Genomic DNA, 19711 nt, shown 5'->3' on the forward strand with positions numbered 1-19711 from the left:
ACTACATTGTTATAAACCTAAACATAGAATTGGAATCGTAATCACAGATAATACTGTAGAAACTAGGATTAGCTTTGCTGCAAACTTCGCATCACATCCATACTGCTCTGCAAGAATTGCTGCTGTTGATCCCGCAGGCATACCTGTCATAATAATTGCTATCGCCTTAATTAAAGTTGGAACATTTAAGAATGATAATGCAATAAATACAATCAAAGGATACGCTATTAGACGTATAGAACAGAAGAATAACACTTTCTTATCTAATAGGTTATTCCATTCAATCTCTGCTAAGATTGATCCTACTACAAACATAGAGATTGCTGTTGTACATGCCGCAATACTACTTATAGTTTTAGTAATAAATACTGGAAACTTAATACCTGTAAGCATAATGATAAATCCAATTAACACAGCAACTACAGATGGATTTTTAAACACAGACTTTAAAGCATGTTTAGGATCAATTGGTTTAAATAAGGCTAAACCAACTGTCCACATCGTTACAATAATTGGAATTTGGAATACAGATGCAAACATGATTGCTTCACTACCATAGATACTTTGAATCACAGGAATACCAATGAATGCTGAGTTTGAAACAATCATGCCATAGGTTAATACATTAGCATCCGTTTTTTCGTATTTCTGGAAAAGAAATTTACTGCCGATAATAGATATAGTCTGAATGATTGCAGATATAATCACAGCCACTAAACAAGCCATTAATAAATCTGAATTTACATCGGAATCATTCATAAAAGAAAGAATTACAGTACATGGCAAAACTACATTAATTAATAGTGTAGATAGTCCTTTGCGAATTTCAGCTGTTACAATTTCCTTTTTACGCAAGAAAAAACCGATGCCTAGCATCAATAGGATTTGCATCTGTAGTTGTATCATCTGCGTAAATAGTGACATAGTTCTACCTCATGAATAATAAAATACCCTACTATTCTAATATAAAGACTATAAAATAGTAAGGTATTTAATTTGATTGGATAAAATCTTAGTTCTTTCCACCAATAAGTTCAATAAATGACTCGCCGTTTTGTGGTGCTTCTACACCAAAGTAATCACAACAGCTAGCACCCATATCAGACATAGTTTTACGTGTTCCTACCTGTACTCCTTCTAATCCTTTACGATAGATTAAAAGTGGAACATATTCTCTTGTGTGTTTAGAGTGGCCAATATGTGGATCATTTCCATGGTCTGCTTGAACGATTAGAATATCGTTCTCAGTTAAATGTGGAAGGATTTTAGCTAATCCTTTATCTGCTTGTTTTAGGACTTCAACATAACGTGCAGCGTTTTGTGCATGTCCTGCTAAATCTGTCTCTTGAACATTTGTACAGATAAATCCCTGCTCCATTTCAAGAATTGAATTTAGAGTAATTTCCATAACTTCTGGTGTTGGAACACACGAGATAGACTTACCCAAATCATTTGCGACAATATCTGCAACCTTTCCAATAAGCGTACATGGAATACCATTCTTTGTTAGTATTGTAGGAGCTTGTACTTCTTTATCTACACCATATCCTAAATGCAGACATTGATATCCTTGGTCATACGATTTTGATTTTGCGGAAGCAATACCTATATACTTACCCTCGCGAATTTCCTCAGCATTATATAAATCCTGCATCGTATTACCAGTACCACCAAATACAATGACACGTCCTACTGTAGAAACTTCACGAACCAACTTAGCAATTTCATACTCTTTTTCAAAAGGAATGTAATCAAGTGGAGCTGTTACGTTGTAGCATATACCTAGATCTGCTTCTAAGTTATCCGCAACAGTTACATAATCATCAACAACGACATAACGCAGTCCATTTCGATTAATAATTTCAACTTTATGTCCCGCATCTTTCAGATGTTTAGCAACTTCATCTACTTTCTCTTGGAAAGGAACAAACTGTGGTTTCTTTGGTTTGGTACCCATGATTTCTTGGTGACCCATGAACGTATCTGCACCCTGATGCATTAGTTCACTTCTACCAAAGTTAGCTTTTGGTTGAAACTTCATACAATTGCTCTCTCTACCAAAGGCATTCATCAAACCAAGTTTTTCTAGTGTAGGTAACTTTAAATCTGGAAATTCATCCAAAATTGAAGCTAGTGTATTTGACTTTTCATCACCAGCTCTTGCTTGCGCTGCATCATGCATTGCACCAATTCCAAACCCATCTAAGACGATAATAATAAATCTCTTTTTCATTTCTTACCTCCTAGACTATCATATACATCTACAATCTCAGGACTTCCTGAATGAATTCCTTTCACAAGACATACGTCACTACGAGTCACAAAAATCTGATAACGGAAACATAATATCGCACTATCACCAATGTGATGTGGATTCTCCAATCCAAAATGATAATCAATAGAATCCATATCTGGAAGGATAACACTATCTTTTACTAATCCTTCATAAGAATTTCCAATCAGTGCATTTTGAATATGTCCACGTCGATAGTATCCACCACCATAGATATATGCATGGTCATCTAATACATGGCTTACTTCTGAAAGATAAAGAATACTTGGAATCTCTTCTGTATCATAATCAACGTGATATGGAGTTGTACCTGAAAGTCCATGCCCTGGTTCAGCTGAAGTAATCTCTGGATATCCCTTCATCAGTTCTAGTGTATGCACGCATGTAGCTGAAGGAGCATTCACATTTTGAATATAACAGCCTAAGCCTTCCAAAATTTTTTTTGCTTTTAGTACGGTATATAGATTTTCTTGTGCTTCAATCTGCTTTGTTGTCTCATCGTAAAGAAAACACGGAAAGTTATCAACACCAGCAATTTCAATATGTGTTAAGTATTTTGCTTTTTGTACAAGTGCTTCTAATTGATCTAAGTAGAAACCCGCCGTTTGTCCACTATAGATACGATCATTTTCACCAATAACACGTACACAAATCTTTTGGCTGATACCCACTTTCTTAGCAGCTTCGTTAACTTCAACTAATTTTTCATAAGAATAAACTGTGATATAGTCACAACCATACTCTACTAACTGATTCACCATCATTGATGGAATCTGTACTAGATGACCTGCATGTGCAATATGAAGATGATTTTTCATCATCACTTCAGCTTCTTTGAAGTCCACAACAACTGCGCCTTTATAACCAATTTTCTCTAGTTCCATTGCAAGATATGGATTACGTCCAATCTGCTTTAGCATATAATAGAGTTCAATATTTTGATCGTTCGCTTTTTGTAGAATTGCTTTTGCATTGGTTATAAACTGATCAACATCTACTACATATGTATCAGGCATAATCTGTTTCTGTTGATGCATATGTACTGCTGTTTGAATAAGATTTGGATTTGTTTTACATAACTTATCTAGAAACATCTTTCGCCTTTCTAATACTCTCTTTCAGAATACGTATTATCGTATCTGGTCCACTTCGATTTGGATTGATACGTATCATTCTCTCTTCTAGTGTTGGATCTGCTTTTCTAAATGTTCCAGATACACGATAGAACATAGGAACTGCTTCATATTTGGACTCAGCTCCAACTGGGTTAGGTAGACCACCTAACTTCTCTGCTTCTTCCAACACTGCTTTTGCAATATTATCTTCAAATTCAACCAATAATACTTTGGATTGTGCATTCGCTAAGAATGTATTTTTGATACCTTCTACTTCATGATTATTTAGACGTCTTACAAGTTCTTCATTTACTTCAGCTTGTATCGCTAGCGCAACAGGAGCATATATTAAACCACGTAATACTTCCATCGCTTGCCATCCTTGAACTTTTGAACCACCCGAATAATTCATCTTTTCGATTGCGTCAACTAAGGATGCTTTACCAACAACAACGCCAACTCCTTCTGGCCCTAATAATTTAAAGCAGGAGAACGCAGATAAATCTGCACCAAGTTCCACCCCAATTTTATGAACCTTCATTACTGCATAGTTATCATCTGTAATAATTTGTATATCTTTGACAGATTTAATAGCACGAATCACTTCTTCCATATCATACGAATCATCAATCGCTTGACGTGTGTATTGAACAAGTACAGTACGTATATTCTTATGTTCATTAAGAACTTGTTTTATTTCTTCAAGGTCATTAAAATTTGCCCTTACAGGAACAAGTCCCATTGATAGAAAACTTGTCTCAGTTGTTGGATAAATTGGTGATGTATGCACTAATATTTCTTCATTTGGTGATGCCATCACTTGTAAACCACTACGGATAGCACCGGTACCAGAACCAATTAGTAATAAAGCCTTTTCAGCATGAAAGAAATTCGCAATAACTCGTTCAACCTTTTCAGCATATACCGGTTTATTTAAACCAGGTACTACACCAAAGTCTCCAGCAGAGAGAAATTCTTTACCTTGAAATTCTTTTGTAATCTCATCAATTAGTTGAAACTGTTTTTGCTTCGCTTCTGCTAATGAAATTGATTCTAATGGATATGTTTTCATAATTAAGCCTCCAAAATCTCTGTGAAATTCTCTGATGTTATAGTAGAAATTGTTTCCTGAGATACACCCACCCTTTCAAGCATAGGAATGAATGTATCAAGTAAATATGCATAACCTACTCCACCGTTTTTCTTAAGATGACTCTGTCTTGTAATATCCATAGACATTAGCAACTGTCTAGTATAACCTTCTTTCACTAATGTTTTTATAAATTCAACACGTGTTTCATCAGGTAAGTATTTCGTCTTTCCGATTGTATCAAATGCAATATTAAATCCTTTTTGTAGAGCATATCGAAGTGCATTCAAATCATTTGATAACGCCACATGAGAAATAATTACTTTCTTTGGATTCACACCTTTTTCTAAGAAGAAATCAACTTGTTCCTTGATCAATGTACCTAATGTAGTATGTGTAATAATAACTGCATTCGTTTGCTTTTGTGCAATAACAGCTGCTTCAAATACTTTATGTTCATCCTTAGTCCATTCATTTTTACTTGTACCAATCTCGCCGATTACCTTTGCACCTTTAGCAAGATCATCTAGCATAATTTGTACCAATTCTTCTACACTTGCAGTACTAACATAATCTGGCATAAATGGAGTTTTGTAGAATCCTGTAGAGTTGATAATTTCAATACCAACATCTTCAAAAATTCTTTTATTATTTTCCCAATCAACACCAATACCATGATTTGAGCAATCTACCCAACGCGTTACCCCTTTTGCGTGAATATCCCGTAATTCATCAATACAATCAAGATAACCATTCAATAGGCAGTCCGGATCATTTTTACCTGTAGATAAATCAATACGTGGATGCTCATGTGAGTATGTAATATTCTGATATTTCATATTTATTCTCCATAACCTTTCCGAAACCATGTTTCTGGATTTCTAAAATAACGTTCAATCAATTCATCCTGTGGAATCACAAGTTCTTCCATCTTCTCTAACATCACTGAAATTTTGGAAGGAATTGACTCACAGATTCCAAGATAACTAACACCAAGTTCATCTGTTGGAATCGATATTGATGTAGCACCCACCATATTCGCTACACGCAATAATCCTTTCTTAGCTTTTCTTTGAATAAATTTTGTTCTTTCATCAAAGTGACCAAATACACTATCTCCAAATCCCTCTATATCAATAGGACCTTCTTTAGAGATGATAAAATCAACACTCGGTAATACTTGTTCTAAGAATAAAATGTTATCTTTTCTGTCACCATAGATATCAGGAAAATTGGTTTTCTCAATCTCAAATGGATATGTAGTTGTATCCATTTTTGAAACATAAATTTTAGTATTTTGTCCTTTTTCTAAAGGTACTGTCATCTTAATTATATCTTTTAATATATTGAAATCCTTTGTAATATAACCAAGTGATGGTCGAAATTTAATGTTGTCGGTAGATACCTTCGAATATAGATTCATATTTTCCTTATCGATGAGATAGGAAATAAATCCAAATAAATTTAAACACATAGCAGGTGCTAAAATGGAGCCACCACCATCGGATCCAATTCCTATATCATTCATACCAAGAAAAACATTGATTGCTGTTCCAGAAGAAGAACCACTCATGTAATTACCGGTAATTGGATTTATTAACTGTAAATCTATTGCTCTTCCACCGTTTGCCATTGCATCAATCGTATGAAGTTGATAATTTTTTGAATCTACTAAATCTTGGATAAATGTAGGTTGAATATGAAAGTCATTCTTTACACCCAATAATAAACCATTTCCTTCTAGAACTGGTCTTGAACGAATTACCGAATGAAATGGATTTAAATTTGCTAGTCGATGCATATGTTCTACTTTCATATTCTGCCCTTTCTATACATAAAGTGAAAAGTGCGGCACGCGGCAAATTTACCCGTACCGCACTTTGCATATTAATTTATGCAACCGGTGCTAATGCAATCAATTGTAGTACTAATAAGATATTTAGTAAGATACCGAATACAATGCACGCTACAGGTCCAACTGCTAATTCAACTATTGGTTTCTTAGAAATACGGTTCAACAGTAAGCAACCTACAACAAATAGTGCACCAAATCCTGTAATACCTACAAATTTAGCTGCCATAGCTTCTGCCGCTACTACACCGCCAACTGTTAATGCAACTTCAAGAACCTTATTCATAGATGTACGAATGTGTTCACCCATATCCTTCATACCAGGGAACTTATCCATACCCTTTGCAAATACGTTGATTAATGCTAATTCAACTACCATGACAACTGCGCCTGCAATAACAGCCACAAATGGATTGCCATGTAATAATAGACCTACGACAAATACAAATGTAGAACCTGCTGGTCCATATACACCTGTAACAATTGCAGTTGTAAATACAAGTGGAACAAATCCAATAGCACGTGCTAACGCAACCATTGCTGCTTCAGCCCATGATCCTTCGGAAACAAGTCCAAGAGAGATTGGGTCACCTGCAACAATACCTAAAGATGTAGCCATAGCAACTAATCCACCCATAATAGCTAATAACCACCAGTTAGAGCGAATTCTCTTAACCTTATCACCAAATGTAGTAACCAATGAACTATTTGCATCGCCTGTACCTTTAACGCCTGTAGCAAATACTAGTAGACAAACCATACCTGCTAGCATAGCCATACCAAAACCATTTAAAGCAACCTTTGCTTCACCAAGAGCAAATTTACCAAACTTAACTGTTAATAAGTAAACAACTAATGTGATTAATCCAGCAACTGCTCCCTTCTTGAAGCCGTGTTGATAACCGACAGCAACCGCTGGGAAAATAGCAAATGCAGCTGTAATATATGAAGATACTGATCCTAGATTTGCTAAGAAGTTAAATGGTAAAGAACCAAATAAGTTAACGATAGATTCTAAACCTAATAAAATAGCAACGCCGTATGCAGCACCGACTACACCTGCGATTACTGTACCAACAAGAGAATCAGGGCAGAATGTACCAATAATATCTGTTGTTAGTAAAATACAGTGAATTAGAATAATAGAAGCAGCGATAGATGTTGGAATAGCAAATCCAATTACTAAACCAAAACTAATCGCGAAACTCATTGTTGCTAATTCTTTTCTTGAAATTTGTCCATCATAGAATTGTGGAACGATTGGGCGGAATCCATCATTGAATACCGCAATACCTCTGTTCGCTAGAATAGATGCTAATGCACCAATAGCGGCTAATACTAAATACCTCATTATAATTATCCCCTTTCGTTAATTAGGTATATCTTAGCTATTCTTTTCTTGAATAGCTTTCAACCAAACTGGTAAAACCTGTTCCATATGTTGAGAAGTAAAACCAAATGCAGTTTTCCCTTCATTTACAGCTTGTATAATCTCTTCATCCGATAAAATCTTTCCAGGCATAGAAATTGTTTTACATGCCCCTGCTCCAAGTAGAGCCATTGCCATTGCTAATGCACCACCTCCACCTGTATTACAAGCACCAATGTAATAATCAAACTGTCCTGCTTTCATAGCCATAACAGCATCTAAATCATTTTTTACAGCAAGTTCTACATTTCCTTCTCCAAAATATTTTTGGATATAGTCATGAATTTCTTGCTTATTAATTTGTCCACCAACAACAATTTTCATAAATTAAATTCTCCTTTTAGTTCTCTTTTTGAAGTAAGTTACATAAATGCATTAACAAGAACTTTTCTTCACTCTCTGGAATCTGTACAGGCGCATCACTAATAATGCTTGCATAGACCTGTTTTGCTTCATTGAATGTATCAAAAATTTTCACTTCACTCCAAATGGATTCATCAAGATGCTCCACTTCTCCATTTGTCAAAATACGTTGTACTGCCATTGCAAGATGTGTAGTAAACATCTCCATCTTTGACTCATCAAACTGGTATTTCTCTAATGCATCTATAACTTTATTTACATATTGTGCAACATTATCATTGATAACTGCTGCTGATCTAAGTATTTCTATTCTATCCTTTAACATCTTATCTCCATTATACAGAATATTGTATATTGATATTTCAATAATACCTACAATTACTTTTATAGTCAACAAAAATTATATAAGGAACATGCTACGAACATATTCGCGCATACCTTCATCAATACCATATTCTTTCAAGAAGAATTCTTCATAGCTAGAGTATTTATCTAATATACCATCAAGCATTTCCCTACCCATCTGTTCATCTACACCTGCTTCCATCATGATGATTCGTTTAAGTGTCGGTTCCTTCTTGATTGCGCATTGATTTTTTTCTAGTGCCTTTTCAATACGTTCATAATAAGCCTGATTAGATAATAGATAGTCCTCCATAATATCTTCGATAGATACACCTAGTAATAAATACATAAGAGCTGCGATAGCACCTGTTCTATCCTTCCCAGTAGCACAATGAAATAGTATTGGAAATTCTATATTCTGTTTCATCATTTCAATGATAAACATGAAACCTTCATTCCTAAACATCATATCCCGATATAATTGGACCATATGCTTATGCAATGTTTCTTGATCACTATCATCTGAAATGATCATCTTATGAATCCCATACGGTGAGAAATCTACACCCTCCCCATTACGGTCACGCATTCCACTTACTCTATAATTTTCAATTCCTTCAATAACTGGGTCCGGATTATCAAATGCTTCATATGATGTACGCAAGTCTAATACCGTTTTAATCCCTAAATCTTGTAAATGATGTAGTTCTTCTTCATTCATCCACCCTAGGTAACAACTACGATATAACAGTCCTGTTCTAACCTTTTTACCATCTTGGGTAAAATAACCACCTAAATCTCTAAAATTACAGATACGACGAAACTTTTCATCTTGTATTCTCATAATATATTACCTAATAACTCGGTGTTACAATTCCATCTAGAACAAGATTTTGAATCGTTAAGGTTTCTTTTACATCAAGCATCTGACGTAATAGTTCAGTCATTTCAGGTGATTTACCATTTGTTACAATAACTGCATTTGTATCATCATTATCATCAATTGTAACTTTCACGTAATTTATTTTTGACATCTTATCAATGATTTCATCTTCATTCCAAACAGCCGCATCAATCTCACCATTTTGAACAAGTCGCAGTAAATTGTTTGATTCAACAGGAATAAATTCAACCTTTTTCATTCCACATGCACGCTTTGTTATATCACTTTGATCAATTGAGTCACGATCGATACCAATTCGCATACCATCCTGAATATCTTTTATATGTGCATCATGGAATACAATAACATGCGACGAACAATAAGTACTTTCCCCAAATTCACATACAATATCAATTTGACCTTTATGCGTATCTAAAAACTCTTTCGCTGCATATTTCGACACAACCGCAAAATTATAACGATTCTCTAAGACCATTGCGATTCGATTCTTAGCACCTCTCATATACGAAAGTGTCATTGGGATACCATGTTTATTTTCCATGGTTGTTATAATGCCTGTTGCTAGTCCTTCATATTTTCTAGAATATGGTAATGGCATAGCACCTACCAGTAAATTAATGCCTGCAAGTTCAAGTAGAATCTTATCATTCTTTTCAATTACATAAGATCCTAAGTGTCCTTTACTTACAATATGAATCGCATTATTATTCTGCAAGGTCTTAAGCGCAGATTGTGCAGTACCTCTTGAAATATTCAGTTTCTCACTTAACTCTGTAACAGTTGGTGTCCTATCCCCAACTTTATATTTTATAAGGGCTTTTGCAAGACTTAGTACTGCAAGTCCATTTTTGCTCATTAACTGATTATTATAGTCCATAGTTTAACTCCTATGATTATTATAGGATGAATATTCATTTTTTTGAATATTCAATGTACATTAAATTTTATAAAATTATTTTAAATATGTTATTTTTCTAGTGATATAATATACATATAGTAGATTTATTTAGGCATATTACATAATTAATAGAAAGTGAGAGAACGAATATGTTTGTCGATAATAAATTTTATAATCATGTGTATCAGATTCGGAAGAAGAGTTTTTGGAGATACTTTCTTTTGTATTTATTTTTACAATTATTAATCACTATTCTCTCTGATTTCCAGGCCATTCAGATGATTTTAACTGATAATATCAGTCAACTTAACTTTTTCGAAGTAGTACAATCAAGTTTCCTTCTATCATTTATTAGTTCAATTATAATGCAGTTTTTCACGCTTCTAATCCTCATGCAAATTTATAGAATTGCACAAGGCTCTTATACCAAACTAATTGATCTCTTTGAACCCGTAAAGGAGAAATGGCTAATTATCTTATGTATCTCTTCTTTTATAGCATTCTTAGATAATTTATTTGCATACTTTATCTCCAATACATTTTTATTACTGATTCCAAAATTAGTACTTTACTATTTAACAATTTTTATTGCATTTGCGATTTATACTTACCCACCACACGCATATCAAGACGCAATCAGACATAGTATAAAAGAGGCTATTGATTCATTCAAAGATATGATTAAAATGGATATTCACTACATCTGGATATGCTTAGCAGCCTTTCTCTTTACCCTAGTTATCATATTCCCTATTATAAAAACCATCTTTGGTGGTACCGTTCTAATCCCATTAGTTACTCTTGAAGACCCTAGTTCTTTATATACAATCACTAAATCAATGATTCCATTAATTACCGCAATGTTTATTCCTTTACTTATTGTGCTAATTCTTACACAATACAGAGTATTCTGTGCCTATTATGCACATGCGCTATACTATTTCTATAAGTATGTAGAAATAAAACCAGACGAATCAGAAACACTTACACAGTCTACTGAATCAACATATGAGATTGATAAAAATGAAGATGCTTAAGCTTTATAGCATCTTCATTTATTTTTATAATAATGGTGCAAATAACTTCACAACACCAATAAATAATCTACGTAACAATCCATCCTTAATTTCACCCTTTTGAACCTGGTGCGATTTACTGATGGTATCTAACATATCATCACGTACATCTAGTACTTTCTTAGAACCGTAGAGATATGTGCCATTTTCAAAATGTAAATATAGAGAGCGATAATCAAGATTAATTGTACCAACCGTCGCAACTATATCATCACTCACAAATACTTTCCCATGAATAAAGCCTGGTGTGTACTCATAGATTTTTACGCCACCATCGATCAGATTGCGATAGAACGATCTTGTAATATTCCAAACGATCTTCTTATCTGGAATCCCTGGCGTAATAATACGTACATCTACACCACGTTTAGCTGCTAAGATTAATGCATTTTCTAATTCAGTATCAATAATTAAATATGGTGTACAAATGTATACATACTCACTGGCACGATTCAATATATTCATATAGATATTCTGCCCTGTGTTTTCTCCATCAAATGGTGTTTCACCATATGGGGAAATATAGCCATCTGTATGCTGTGTAACAGAGTCTACCTTGAAGACTGTATAATCATCATCAGTTTTACGAATCGCATTCCAGTTTGTTAAGAAGAGTACAGTATAGGACCAAACTGCTTCACCCTTAACTCGAATTACATTATCCTTCCAGTGGCCAAAGACCATCTTCTGATTAATGTATTCATCTGCTAAATTCATACCACCCGAGAATGCTACTGTGCCATCAATAACCATTATCTTACGATGGTCACGATGATTCATAACTGCACCTAAGAATGGATTAATCTTGTTGTAGCGTACACACTTGATTCCTTCACTTTCAAGCATATTTGCATAGCTTGTTGGAAGCGAGTGAATTGTACCCATATCATCATACATTACACGCACATCTAAGCCTTGAGCAACTTTTTCTTTCAGGATTGTATGCATACCTTCCCAAAGGTTTCCTTTTTCAATTGTAAAGTACTCTAAGAAGATAAATTTCTTTGCCTTCTTCATTTCCTCTAGCATTACAGGATAACCAATATCTCCTAGAGGATAATAATCAAAATCAGAATTGCGATAGATTGGATATCCTTCTGTCTTAGACAAATAATGAAAATCACCTTTCATCTGAGGTGCCATTTCTTCTAACTCTTTTAAAACTGTTTCATCTTGAACATAGTATTTCTTGGAATCGGCTGTACTTTTAATTAGTTCTCTAAAAGTTTTAGATGTAATTAAATTTGCTCCCAACAATAGGAACAATGCTGTACCAGGGATCGGGAATAATATAATTAATAAAATCCATAACATATCTGCAGATAAATGACGTGAATTATTAATGATATTGATAACAACTATCATGCTAAGTAATCGTAGTACTATTTCTATCCATACAAAATGTGCTGTAAAAAATAAAAATAGATTACGAACTATTATTGCTTCCAAAATTAAACCAATTGCAATGAGTCCAAACCGAAAGACTTTTTCAAAAAAACTCATACATTCCCCTCACCAAATCTATGTTCAAATTGTACCATTTATGCATCACGATAGTCAATGCTTCATAATATTTGTAACATTCATAAACTGCCCTATATTTTCCTGAAAATTAGAATTATTTTTTATAAACTTGCTAGAACAGATAATTTATTTACTTTTTTCGGTTGAAAAGGTTGTAAAAAAGCCAATATTAAGAGAAAATTATAAACGGAAATTGAAAGGAGTTAATACCATGATTCAATCAACAGAAATTAAACCAGGTCAGTGTTTCGTTTGGGAAGGTGATTTATACCAAGCAATTACAGTTGACCGTAATAAGACAGCTATGGCTAAGATGAAGGTTGCTGTTAAAGTTAAGAATCCAAGAACAGGTGTTGTTAAGGAACTTAGCTTAATTGGTTCTGACCGTGTAGAAGAAGCTTTCATCGATAAAAGAGAAATGCAGTACCTCTATAACGATGGTGCAAACTTAATCTTCATGGATACAGAAACATATGAACAGATCGAAATTCCAGCAAGCCGCTTAGACTGGGAAAAGAACTTCCTTAAGGAATCTTCAATGGTAAACATTCAGGTTTATAACGGAGAAATCTTAGGTGTACAGTTACCAGATAAGGTTAACTTACAGGTTACAGAGTGCGAAGTTGCAGTTAAGGGTAACACAGCAACATCTGCTACAAAGAACGCTACTGTAGAAACTGGCTTAAATGTTCGTGTACCATTATTCATCAACGAAGGAGAAGTAATCGAAATCTCTACAGCTGATGGTAAGTACTCTGGACGTGCTTAATCATTAAAATAAGCTATGACATTTATGTGTCATAGCCTTTTATTTTCTTAGACTGAATACCCCTGCTGTATCTTGCGAATGACTTTTTCAAAACGCTCAACATCCCAAGTGACTGGCGTTGGATATGTAGGATTGCCTTCCTTCTCTGCACCAGTCGCAAGATAATGTATATCTGAATCCTGTATCTCTGGTATTGATGTTGGAATGCCTAATACTTGGTTTATTTCTTTTAGTTTTTTGATAAAATATTCTGCCTTCTGTTGATCTGTATGACCAGCAATGCCTACGATATCCGCAATATGAGCTAGTTTCTTTGTGATTGTGTCCCCATATTCTTCCAATACAATCGGTAAAATAATGGCATTAATCATACCATGTTGTAAATGATACATACCCCCAATACCATGTGCTATTGCATGTACGTAGCCAATATAGTTATTGGTAATCGCTACGCCAGCTTTATAAGAGGCTTCTAAGAGTTCTAAACGATATGTTATGTTTGATCCATCTTCAAAACTAGGAATTAAATATTGGAAAATAGACTGAATGGCCTCTAGCGCATACTCATTTGTCTTACGATTATTAAAATGATTGATATACGCTTCTACTGCATGTGTCAATGCATCCATACCTGTATAAGCTGTCATCTTAGGTGGTAATGTAGTCAAAAGTGAAGCATCCAAGACGGCATACTTTGGAATGAGAAATAAATGACTTAGCGCATACTTACGCTTCCTTATTGGATCTGTAATAACAGCACCAGCAGTCACTTCAGAACCAGTACCAGCAGTCGTCGGTACAGCGATAAAAAATGGTAATATTTTAGATACTCTTCCTGTCTCTAATACTGTCTTTACATCAAGATGACTACTTTGTACACAAGCTAGTGCAGCTTTTGAGCAATCAATGACAGAACCTCCACCGATTGCGATGAGTCCTTGACAACCTTCATTTATATAATATTCCTTTAAATTTTCGACATCCGAAATCTCTGGATCTGGCTTTACGTCATGAAAGATACTATAAGCGATATTACTTTGATCTAATCTTTCGAAGAATGGTTGTAATGTCCCCCTTTTGATAAATCCAGCTGTCGTAACAACCATATACCGATTAAGGTGCTTTTCTTTTAATACATCCACTAAATCTAATAATGCATGTTCACCTTTTAACATCTTAGGTTGTAAGATTAACTGTATTTTTTGTATCGGACTAAAGAGTGCCTGTCTAGTTCTTAATAGAAAGTGTTTCATATGTACCTCACTTTGCTTTAGTATAACATCATGAATATACAAACAAGAAAAACATATCCTCTAAATGAAGAGGATATGTTTTAAGTTTAATTATTCAGAAGTTTCTTCGTCTTGAACTCTCTTCTTGAACAAGAGTCTGTTATAACGCTTTTCAGCATCCTTACGAGCCTTCTCAAATAACTTATCTGCTTCTTCTTGACCTAATACCTTAGGTAAGTTGAAGTAACGAGCTTCGTTGAGTAAGAAGTCATTGAACTTAGAGAAGTCTGGTGTACGAGAGTCAATCTGTAATGGCTTCTCAAGTCTTGGGTCAAAACGGTATAGAACTGTATAACCACAAGCAACCGCATTCTTCTGAACGTTAGGCATGTTAGTCAATCCACCCTTAATACCGTGCTCTAAGCATGGTGAATAAGCGATGATGATTGATGGTCCCTTATAACTTTCAGCTTCTTTGAATGCCTTGATTGTCTGGGATTGGTTAGCGCCCATAGATACCTGTGCAACATAAGCTGTACCGTATTCCATGAAGATCTGACCGATATCCTTCTTAGCACCCTGCTTACCACCGGAAGCAAACTTCGCGATAGATGAAGCCTGAGATGACTTAGATGATTGTCCACCTGTATTGGAGTAAACTTCAGTATCAAGTACTAATACGTTTACATCTAGGTTATTAGCCATTACATGGTCTAATCCACCGTAGCCAATATCATAAGCCCATCCGTCACCACCGATGATCCAAACAGACTTAGACACAAGGTCTCTTTCAAGTTTGAGTAGTTCCTTAACCTCTTGGTTAGAAGAAGCCTTAACCTGTTCAATCAACTTGTTAACGATTGTTCTTTGAACATTACGGTCATCATTAGCAGCGATATAAGCTTCGAATGATGCCTTCAAGTCAGCTTCAACCTTATCAAGGTTGTCTTCCATAATCTTAAGGATACGAGCACTCTTGTATGACTGAGCAATTGCCATACCATAACCGTATTCAGCGTTGTCTTCGAATAATGAGTTAGCCCAAGCAACACCTTCACCATTTTCATCCTGTACGAATGGGTTTGATGGAGTAGCAGAGCAGTAAATCATTGAACAACCTGTAGCGTTAGCAATTAACATATCGTTACCGAATAACTGAGAAGCTAAACGGTAGTAAGGAGCTTCACCACATCCTGGGCAGCAACCAGATACTTCGAAGTAAGGCATCATCAAGGAGATACCACCTTCAGTATTATTGTTACCGAATTCCTTCTTATATGTTGTGTGCTTGTATAGATAATCAGCTACTGGCTCTTGACCTAACTGAGACTTAACGTCAGCTGGTGATAATGCCTTAGTAGGACATACTGTAATACATACACCACAGCCTACACAGTTGCGTGTTGATACTTGAATTCTAAACTTGAGGTTAGCCTCCTTAGCTCCCTTATATGCAGGAGAAGGATCCTTCAATGTTAATTCAACGTTGTTTTCAGCAGCAATCTTTTGAGCTGTAGCAACTTCTTCTTCATCCATTAAGAATGAACGAATTGTAGCGTGAGGACATGCAAATCCACACTTACCACACTGGATACACTTATCAGCTTCCCATTCAGGAACGAGTGTTGCGATTGTTCTCTTTTCCTTGAATGCAACATTAGGATTTAATGTACCATCTGTTACGCCAAAGTTTAAGAATGAAGATACTGGCATATCCTGACCCTGTAAGTGATTGATTGGTGTTACATATTCATCATAGAATGCATCACCAGTTGTACCCTTAACAGACTTATCGAATTGTAAGTCAGCCCAAGCTGGATCTACAGTTACTTCAACGATTCCTGAAGCACCTGTTTCAATTGCTAAGATATTCTTGTTTACAACATCCTGTCCCTTACGCGCATATGTATGACGAGCAGAATCCTTCATTAATTCTAAGGATGTGCTATATGGCATAATCTGTTCATTGAGACGGAAGAATGCAGCCTGTAAGATTGTATTTGTGAAACGTCCCATGCCTGTATCTTGCGCTATCTTAGTTGCGTTAATGATATAGAACTTCGCATGACGTCTAGCAAGTCTAGCTAAGATGCGGTTAGGTAATCTATCTGCAATTTCTTCTGCTGGGATCGTTGTGTTCAGTAAGAATGTTCCGCCTTCCTTAAGGTCACGAACCATATCAAACTGGAAGCAGTAGCTATCTAATGAACAAGAAATAAAGTCAGCCTTATCAATGTAATATGGGCTATGAATTGGGCTCTTACCAAATCTTAAGTGAGAACGAGTTACACCACCAGACTTCTTTGAGTCATATGCAAAGTAAGCCTGTGAGTATAAATCAGTATTGTTACCAATAATCTTAACTGTTGACTTGTTAGCACCTACAGTACCATCAGAACCTAAACCATAGAAGATACATGATGTATAGTCAGCATCAACTGTAATATCAACTGGTTCAATCGAAAGATTTGTAACATCATCTTCAATACCAATTGTGAACTCTTCCTTTGGAGAATCCTTCTTCAATTCTTCAAATAAGCCATTGATATGAGAAGGGTTTGTATCCTTAGAAGATAGACCATAACGTCCACCAACGATTGTTAGATCCTTGATATCACGTAAAGCATATACAACATCTAAGAATAATGGCTCACGCGCACCCTGTTCTTTAGTACGGTCTAATACAGCAATCTTCTTAACAGTTGCTGGAAGAACAGACTTCAAGAACTCAACAGAGAATGGACGATATAAGTAGACCTTAATTAAACCTACTTTTTCGCCTCTCTTAACGAGTGTATTGATTGTTTCTGTAATAGTATCTGTTACAGAACCCATAGCAATAATGACACGTTCAGCATCAGGAGCACCTACATATGTAAATGGTGCATAGTTACGACCTGTATGCTCAGAAATCTTCTTCATATAATCAGCTACTACAGCTGGAATATTTGCGAAGTGATTATTTTGAGCTTCGGCAGCCTGGAAGAAGATATCATCGTTCTGTGTACCACCACGAACAACTGGGTTTGTGTGTGGGTTTAGTGCTAAAGCACGGAACTCTTCTAGCTTCTCTTGGTTAACTAAGCTTCTTAAGTAGTCATAGTCCATCACTTCAATCTTATCGATTTCATGTGATGTACGGAAACCATCAAAGAAATGCATTACTGGTACACGTTGATCAATTGCGACCAAGTGTGCAACACCAGCTAAATCCATACAGTCCTGTACGGAGTGTGAACAGATCTGAACAATACCTGTTTGGCGACAAGCATAAATATCAGAGTGATCACCGAAGATACTTAATGTGTGTGTAGCTAAAGTACGAGCTGCTACGTGGATAACTCCTGGTAACATTTCACCCTTTAACTTGTAAATATTTGGGATCATTAATAATAGACCCTGTGAAGCTGTAAATGTTGTAGCTAAAGAACCAGCCTGTAATGCACCGTGAATTGCTCCGGCAGCACCACCTTCAGACTGCATTTCCACAACCTTAACACGATCTCCAAACACGTTCTTACGACCTGCTGTTGACCATGCATCAACATTTTCCGCCATAGGCGATGACGGTGTAATTGGATAAATACCGGCTACTTCCGTAAAAGCATACGCGGCGTGGGCAGTTGCGGTATTACCATCCATAGCTTCGAAAACTTTTTTGTTTTCAGTACTCATATGTCCTCCTTCATAATACCTCCATATATTATAAAACTAAAAGATATGAAATAATAGACATTTGCGCAATAAATACACGATTCCCCACTATTTTTCTGTGATTTTTTTACAACCCAAAATAATTACCTAACATTGTTTTATAAATACGATTCAATTTGTGTATTTCCTTGTCGATGTATAAAAAAAGAAGTCCCAAGACTTCTTTTATTGATTCATGGATTTCATAACGGAACGAATCTGTGCCTCACTTGGCTTACGTCCCATTTGCATAAACATTGCACGAACCATCTTCTCATTGATTGGTGGATTTTCTTTCAGTTGCTTTTCGAAATATTTTCTTGTTAAAAAGAATGTTACGATTGCACCGATTAATCCTCCAGCAATGAAGAATCCTAATGAACTCCAAAATTCCATAAATTACACCACCTATTCTTCATGTACCTTGTTATTTTATCTTGTTTTGTACATGCTTGCAACGGCTAAAACAGCGTTTTATTTCGCTGAATCCTTCGCTGTCGTAATTTTAATTAAATCAGCGTAGATATTGTAAATCTTTTGATACTGCTCATCTGTCATTTTTGGATTTACATCTATATCATAGTCATCTAAGACACCTACATGGAAATCTACAACTCTACCATTTTTAACTGCCATAACATCCGGAATGTAGAGAGATGTTCCTCCACCCTGTGGATTTTCAAGGTATGTTACATCGATAAACTCTTCAACCTTTTCACGATATTTCATAAACTCTTCATCTGTCTTGTAGAATTTTCTACTTACATCCACATAGTAGACCGTAACCCCAGCATCCTTAGCAGCTTGATTTAATACCGCGAATGCTTTTTGACTATATCGTGAGTCAGGTTTCGCAAATACCATTACACCTGAATATTTATTTTCAAAGAATGTAATAGCGGATGGTAATGAAATCTCCTTAATGGATGGTTCCTTATCTGTGATCTCTGTAAACTCGGAGATTGTACCATCTGTTACATAGTCTAATTTGTATTGTTCCTTTGGAGTGCAACCAAGCATGAATGCACATAGAACAATCATCATTAACTTCTTCATCATTGAATTCCTCCTTCAACACTATCATTTTATCAAAAAAAGTCGGTATCATAACCGACTTAAAGAAATATT

General features: G+C 35.4%; 18 protein-coding genes. 2 read left to right on the top strand and 16 right to left on the bottom strand.

All coding sequences use genetic code 11. From position 1 onward, the window contains the following. Window positions 1-9: 9 nt before the first annotated feature. The 11 genes from RWM19_RS05000 to yhfZ form a co-directional block, all read right to left on the bottom strand. A complete protein-coding gene (locus RWM19_RS05000) occupies window positions 10-924 on the bottom strand; it encodes an AEC family transporter (protein ID WP_313984414.1) in 915 nt (304 codons plus the stop codon). Window positions 925-1012: 88 nt separating this feature from the next. Then, window positions 1013-2233 carry a phosphopentomutase gene (locus RWM19_RS05005; protein ID WP_313984417.1) on the bottom strand — a complete coding sequence of 407 codons (1221 nt, stop codon included), beginning with the start codon at window positions 2231-2233 and terminating at the stop codon, window positions 1013-1015. After that, the gene (locus RWM19_RS05010) at window positions 2230-3387 is read right to left on the bottom strand and encodes an alanine racemase (RefSeq protein WP_313984419.1); all 1158 of its coding nucleotides are present in this window, start codon (window positions 3385-3387) and stop codon (window positions 2230-2232) included. Before RWM19_RS05010 ends, RWM19_RS05005 begins: the two co-directional genes overlap by 4 nt. Then, window positions 3374-4480 (bottom strand): aminotransferase class V-fold PLP-dependent enzyme, encoded by a 1107-nt coding sequence (locus tag RWM19_RS05015; RefSeq protein WP_313984422.1) that lies wholly within the window; start codon window positions 4478-4480, stop codon window positions 3374-3376. Before RWM19_RS05015 ends, RWM19_RS05010 begins: the two co-directional genes overlap by 14 nt. A gap of 2 nt (window positions 4481-4482) precedes the next feature. Next, window positions 4483-5337 carry a hypothetical protein gene (locus RWM19_RS05020; RefSeq protein ID WP_313984426.1) on the bottom strand — a complete coding sequence of 285 codons (855 nt, stop codon included), beginning with the start codon at window positions 5335-5337 and terminating at the stop codon, window positions 4483-4485. A gap of 2 nt (window positions 5338-5339) precedes the next feature. Next, complete coding sequence (locus RWM19_RS05025) at window positions 5340-6314, bottom strand: amidase family protein (protein ID WP_313984428.1); 975 nt, start codon at window positions 6312-6314, stop codon at window positions 5340-5342. A gap of 76 nt (window positions 6315-6390) precedes the next feature. Beyond that, window positions 6391-7701 (bottom strand): YhfT family protein, encoded by a 1311-nt coding sequence (locus tag RWM19_RS05030; protein WP_313984430.1) that lies wholly within the window; start codon window positions 7699-7701, stop codon window positions 6391-6393. A gap of 33 nt (window positions 7702-7734) precedes the next feature. Beyond that, a complete protein-coding gene (locus tag RWM19_RS05035; RefSeq protein ID WP_313984433.1) occupies window positions 7735-8103 on the bottom strand; it encodes a DUF2620 domain-containing protein in 369 nt (122 codons plus the stop codon). A gap of 16 nt (window positions 8104-8119) precedes the next feature. Further along, on the bottom strand, window positions 8120-8467 hold the full coding sequence (locus RWM19_RS05040) for a PRD domain-containing protein (protein ID WP_313984435.1): 348 nt from the start codon (window positions 8465-8467) through the stop codon (window positions 8120-8122). Between the two features lie 75 nt (window positions 8468-8542). Beyond that, entirely contained in the window at window positions 8543-9331 is a 789-nt protein-coding gene (locus RWM19_RS05045) for a tyrosine-protein phosphatase (protein WP_313984437.1), read from the bottom strand. A 10-nt stretch (window positions 9332-9341) separates the two neighbouring features. Beyond that, a complete protein-coding gene (gene yhfZ / locus RWM19_RS05050; RefSeq protein WP_313984440.1) occupies window positions 9342-10268 on the bottom strand; it encodes a GntR family transcriptional regulator YhfZ in 927 nt (308 codons plus the stop codon). A 413-nt stretch (window positions 10269-10681) separates the two neighbouring features. Here yhfZ and RWM19_RS05055 point away from each other — a divergent pair, with 413 nt between their 5' ends. Further along, entirely contained in the window at window positions 10682-11326 is a 645-nt protein-coding gene (locus RWM19_RS05055; RefSeq protein ID WP_313984442.1) for a hypothetical protein, read from the top strand. Between the two features lie 24 nt (window positions 11327-11350). Here the strand turns inward: RWM19_RS05055 and cls are convergent, their stop codons facing one another. After that, window positions 11351-12868, bottom strand: a complete 1518-nt coding sequence (cls, locus tag RWM19_RS05060; protein ID WP_313984445.1) for a cardiolipin synthase — start codon at window positions 12866-12868, stop codon at window positions 11351-11353. Window positions 12869-13100: 232 nt separating this feature from the next. On the opposite strand from cls, the gene efp reads away from it, so the two are divergent. After that, complete coding sequence (gene efp / locus RWM19_RS05065) at window positions 13101-13658, top strand: elongation factor P (protein ID WP_294206919.1); 558 nt, start codon at window positions 13101-13103, stop codon at window positions 13656-13658. Between the two features lie 47 nt (window positions 13659-13705). Here efp and RWM19_RS05070 read toward each other — a convergent pair whose 3' ends face one another. The 4 genes from RWM19_RS05070 to RWM19_RS05085 all read right to left on the bottom strand — a co-directional run bounded on the left by RWM19_RS05070 (window position 13706) and on the right by RWM19_RS05085 (window position 19642). Beyond that, window positions 13706-14911 carry an iron-containing alcohol dehydrogenase gene (locus RWM19_RS05070; RefSeq protein WP_313984449.1) on the bottom strand — a complete coding sequence of 402 codons (1206 nt, stop codon included), beginning with the start codon at window positions 14909-14911 and terminating at the stop codon, window positions 13706-13708. Window positions 14912-15001: 90 nt separating this feature from the next. Then, the gene (gene nifJ / locus RWM19_RS05075) at window positions 15002-18565 is read right to left on the bottom strand and encodes a pyruvate:ferredoxin (flavodoxin) oxidoreductase (RefSeq protein ID WP_313984453.1); all 3564 of its coding nucleotides are present in this window, start codon (window positions 18563-18565) and stop codon (window positions 15002-15004) included. A 204-nt stretch (window positions 18566-18769) separates the two neighbouring features. Further along, window positions 18770-18979 (bottom strand): YneF family protein, encoded by a 210-nt coding sequence (locus tag RWM19_RS05080; protein ID WP_006526303.1) that lies wholly within the window; start codon window positions 18977-18979, stop codon window positions 18770-18772. A 78-nt stretch (window positions 18980-19057) separates the two neighbouring features. Then, entirely contained in the window at window positions 19058-19642 is a 585-nt protein-coding gene (locus tag RWM19_RS05085; protein WP_313984456.1) for a hypothetical protein, read from the bottom strand. Between the last annotated feature and the right edge of the window lie 69 nt (window positions 19643-19711).

Source organism: uncultured Solobacterium sp., assembly GCF_963517755.1.
In the GTDB taxonomy this organism is placed as follows: domain Bacteria; phylum Bacillota_I; class Bacilli_A; order Erysipelotrichales; family Erysipelotrichaceae; genus Bulleidia.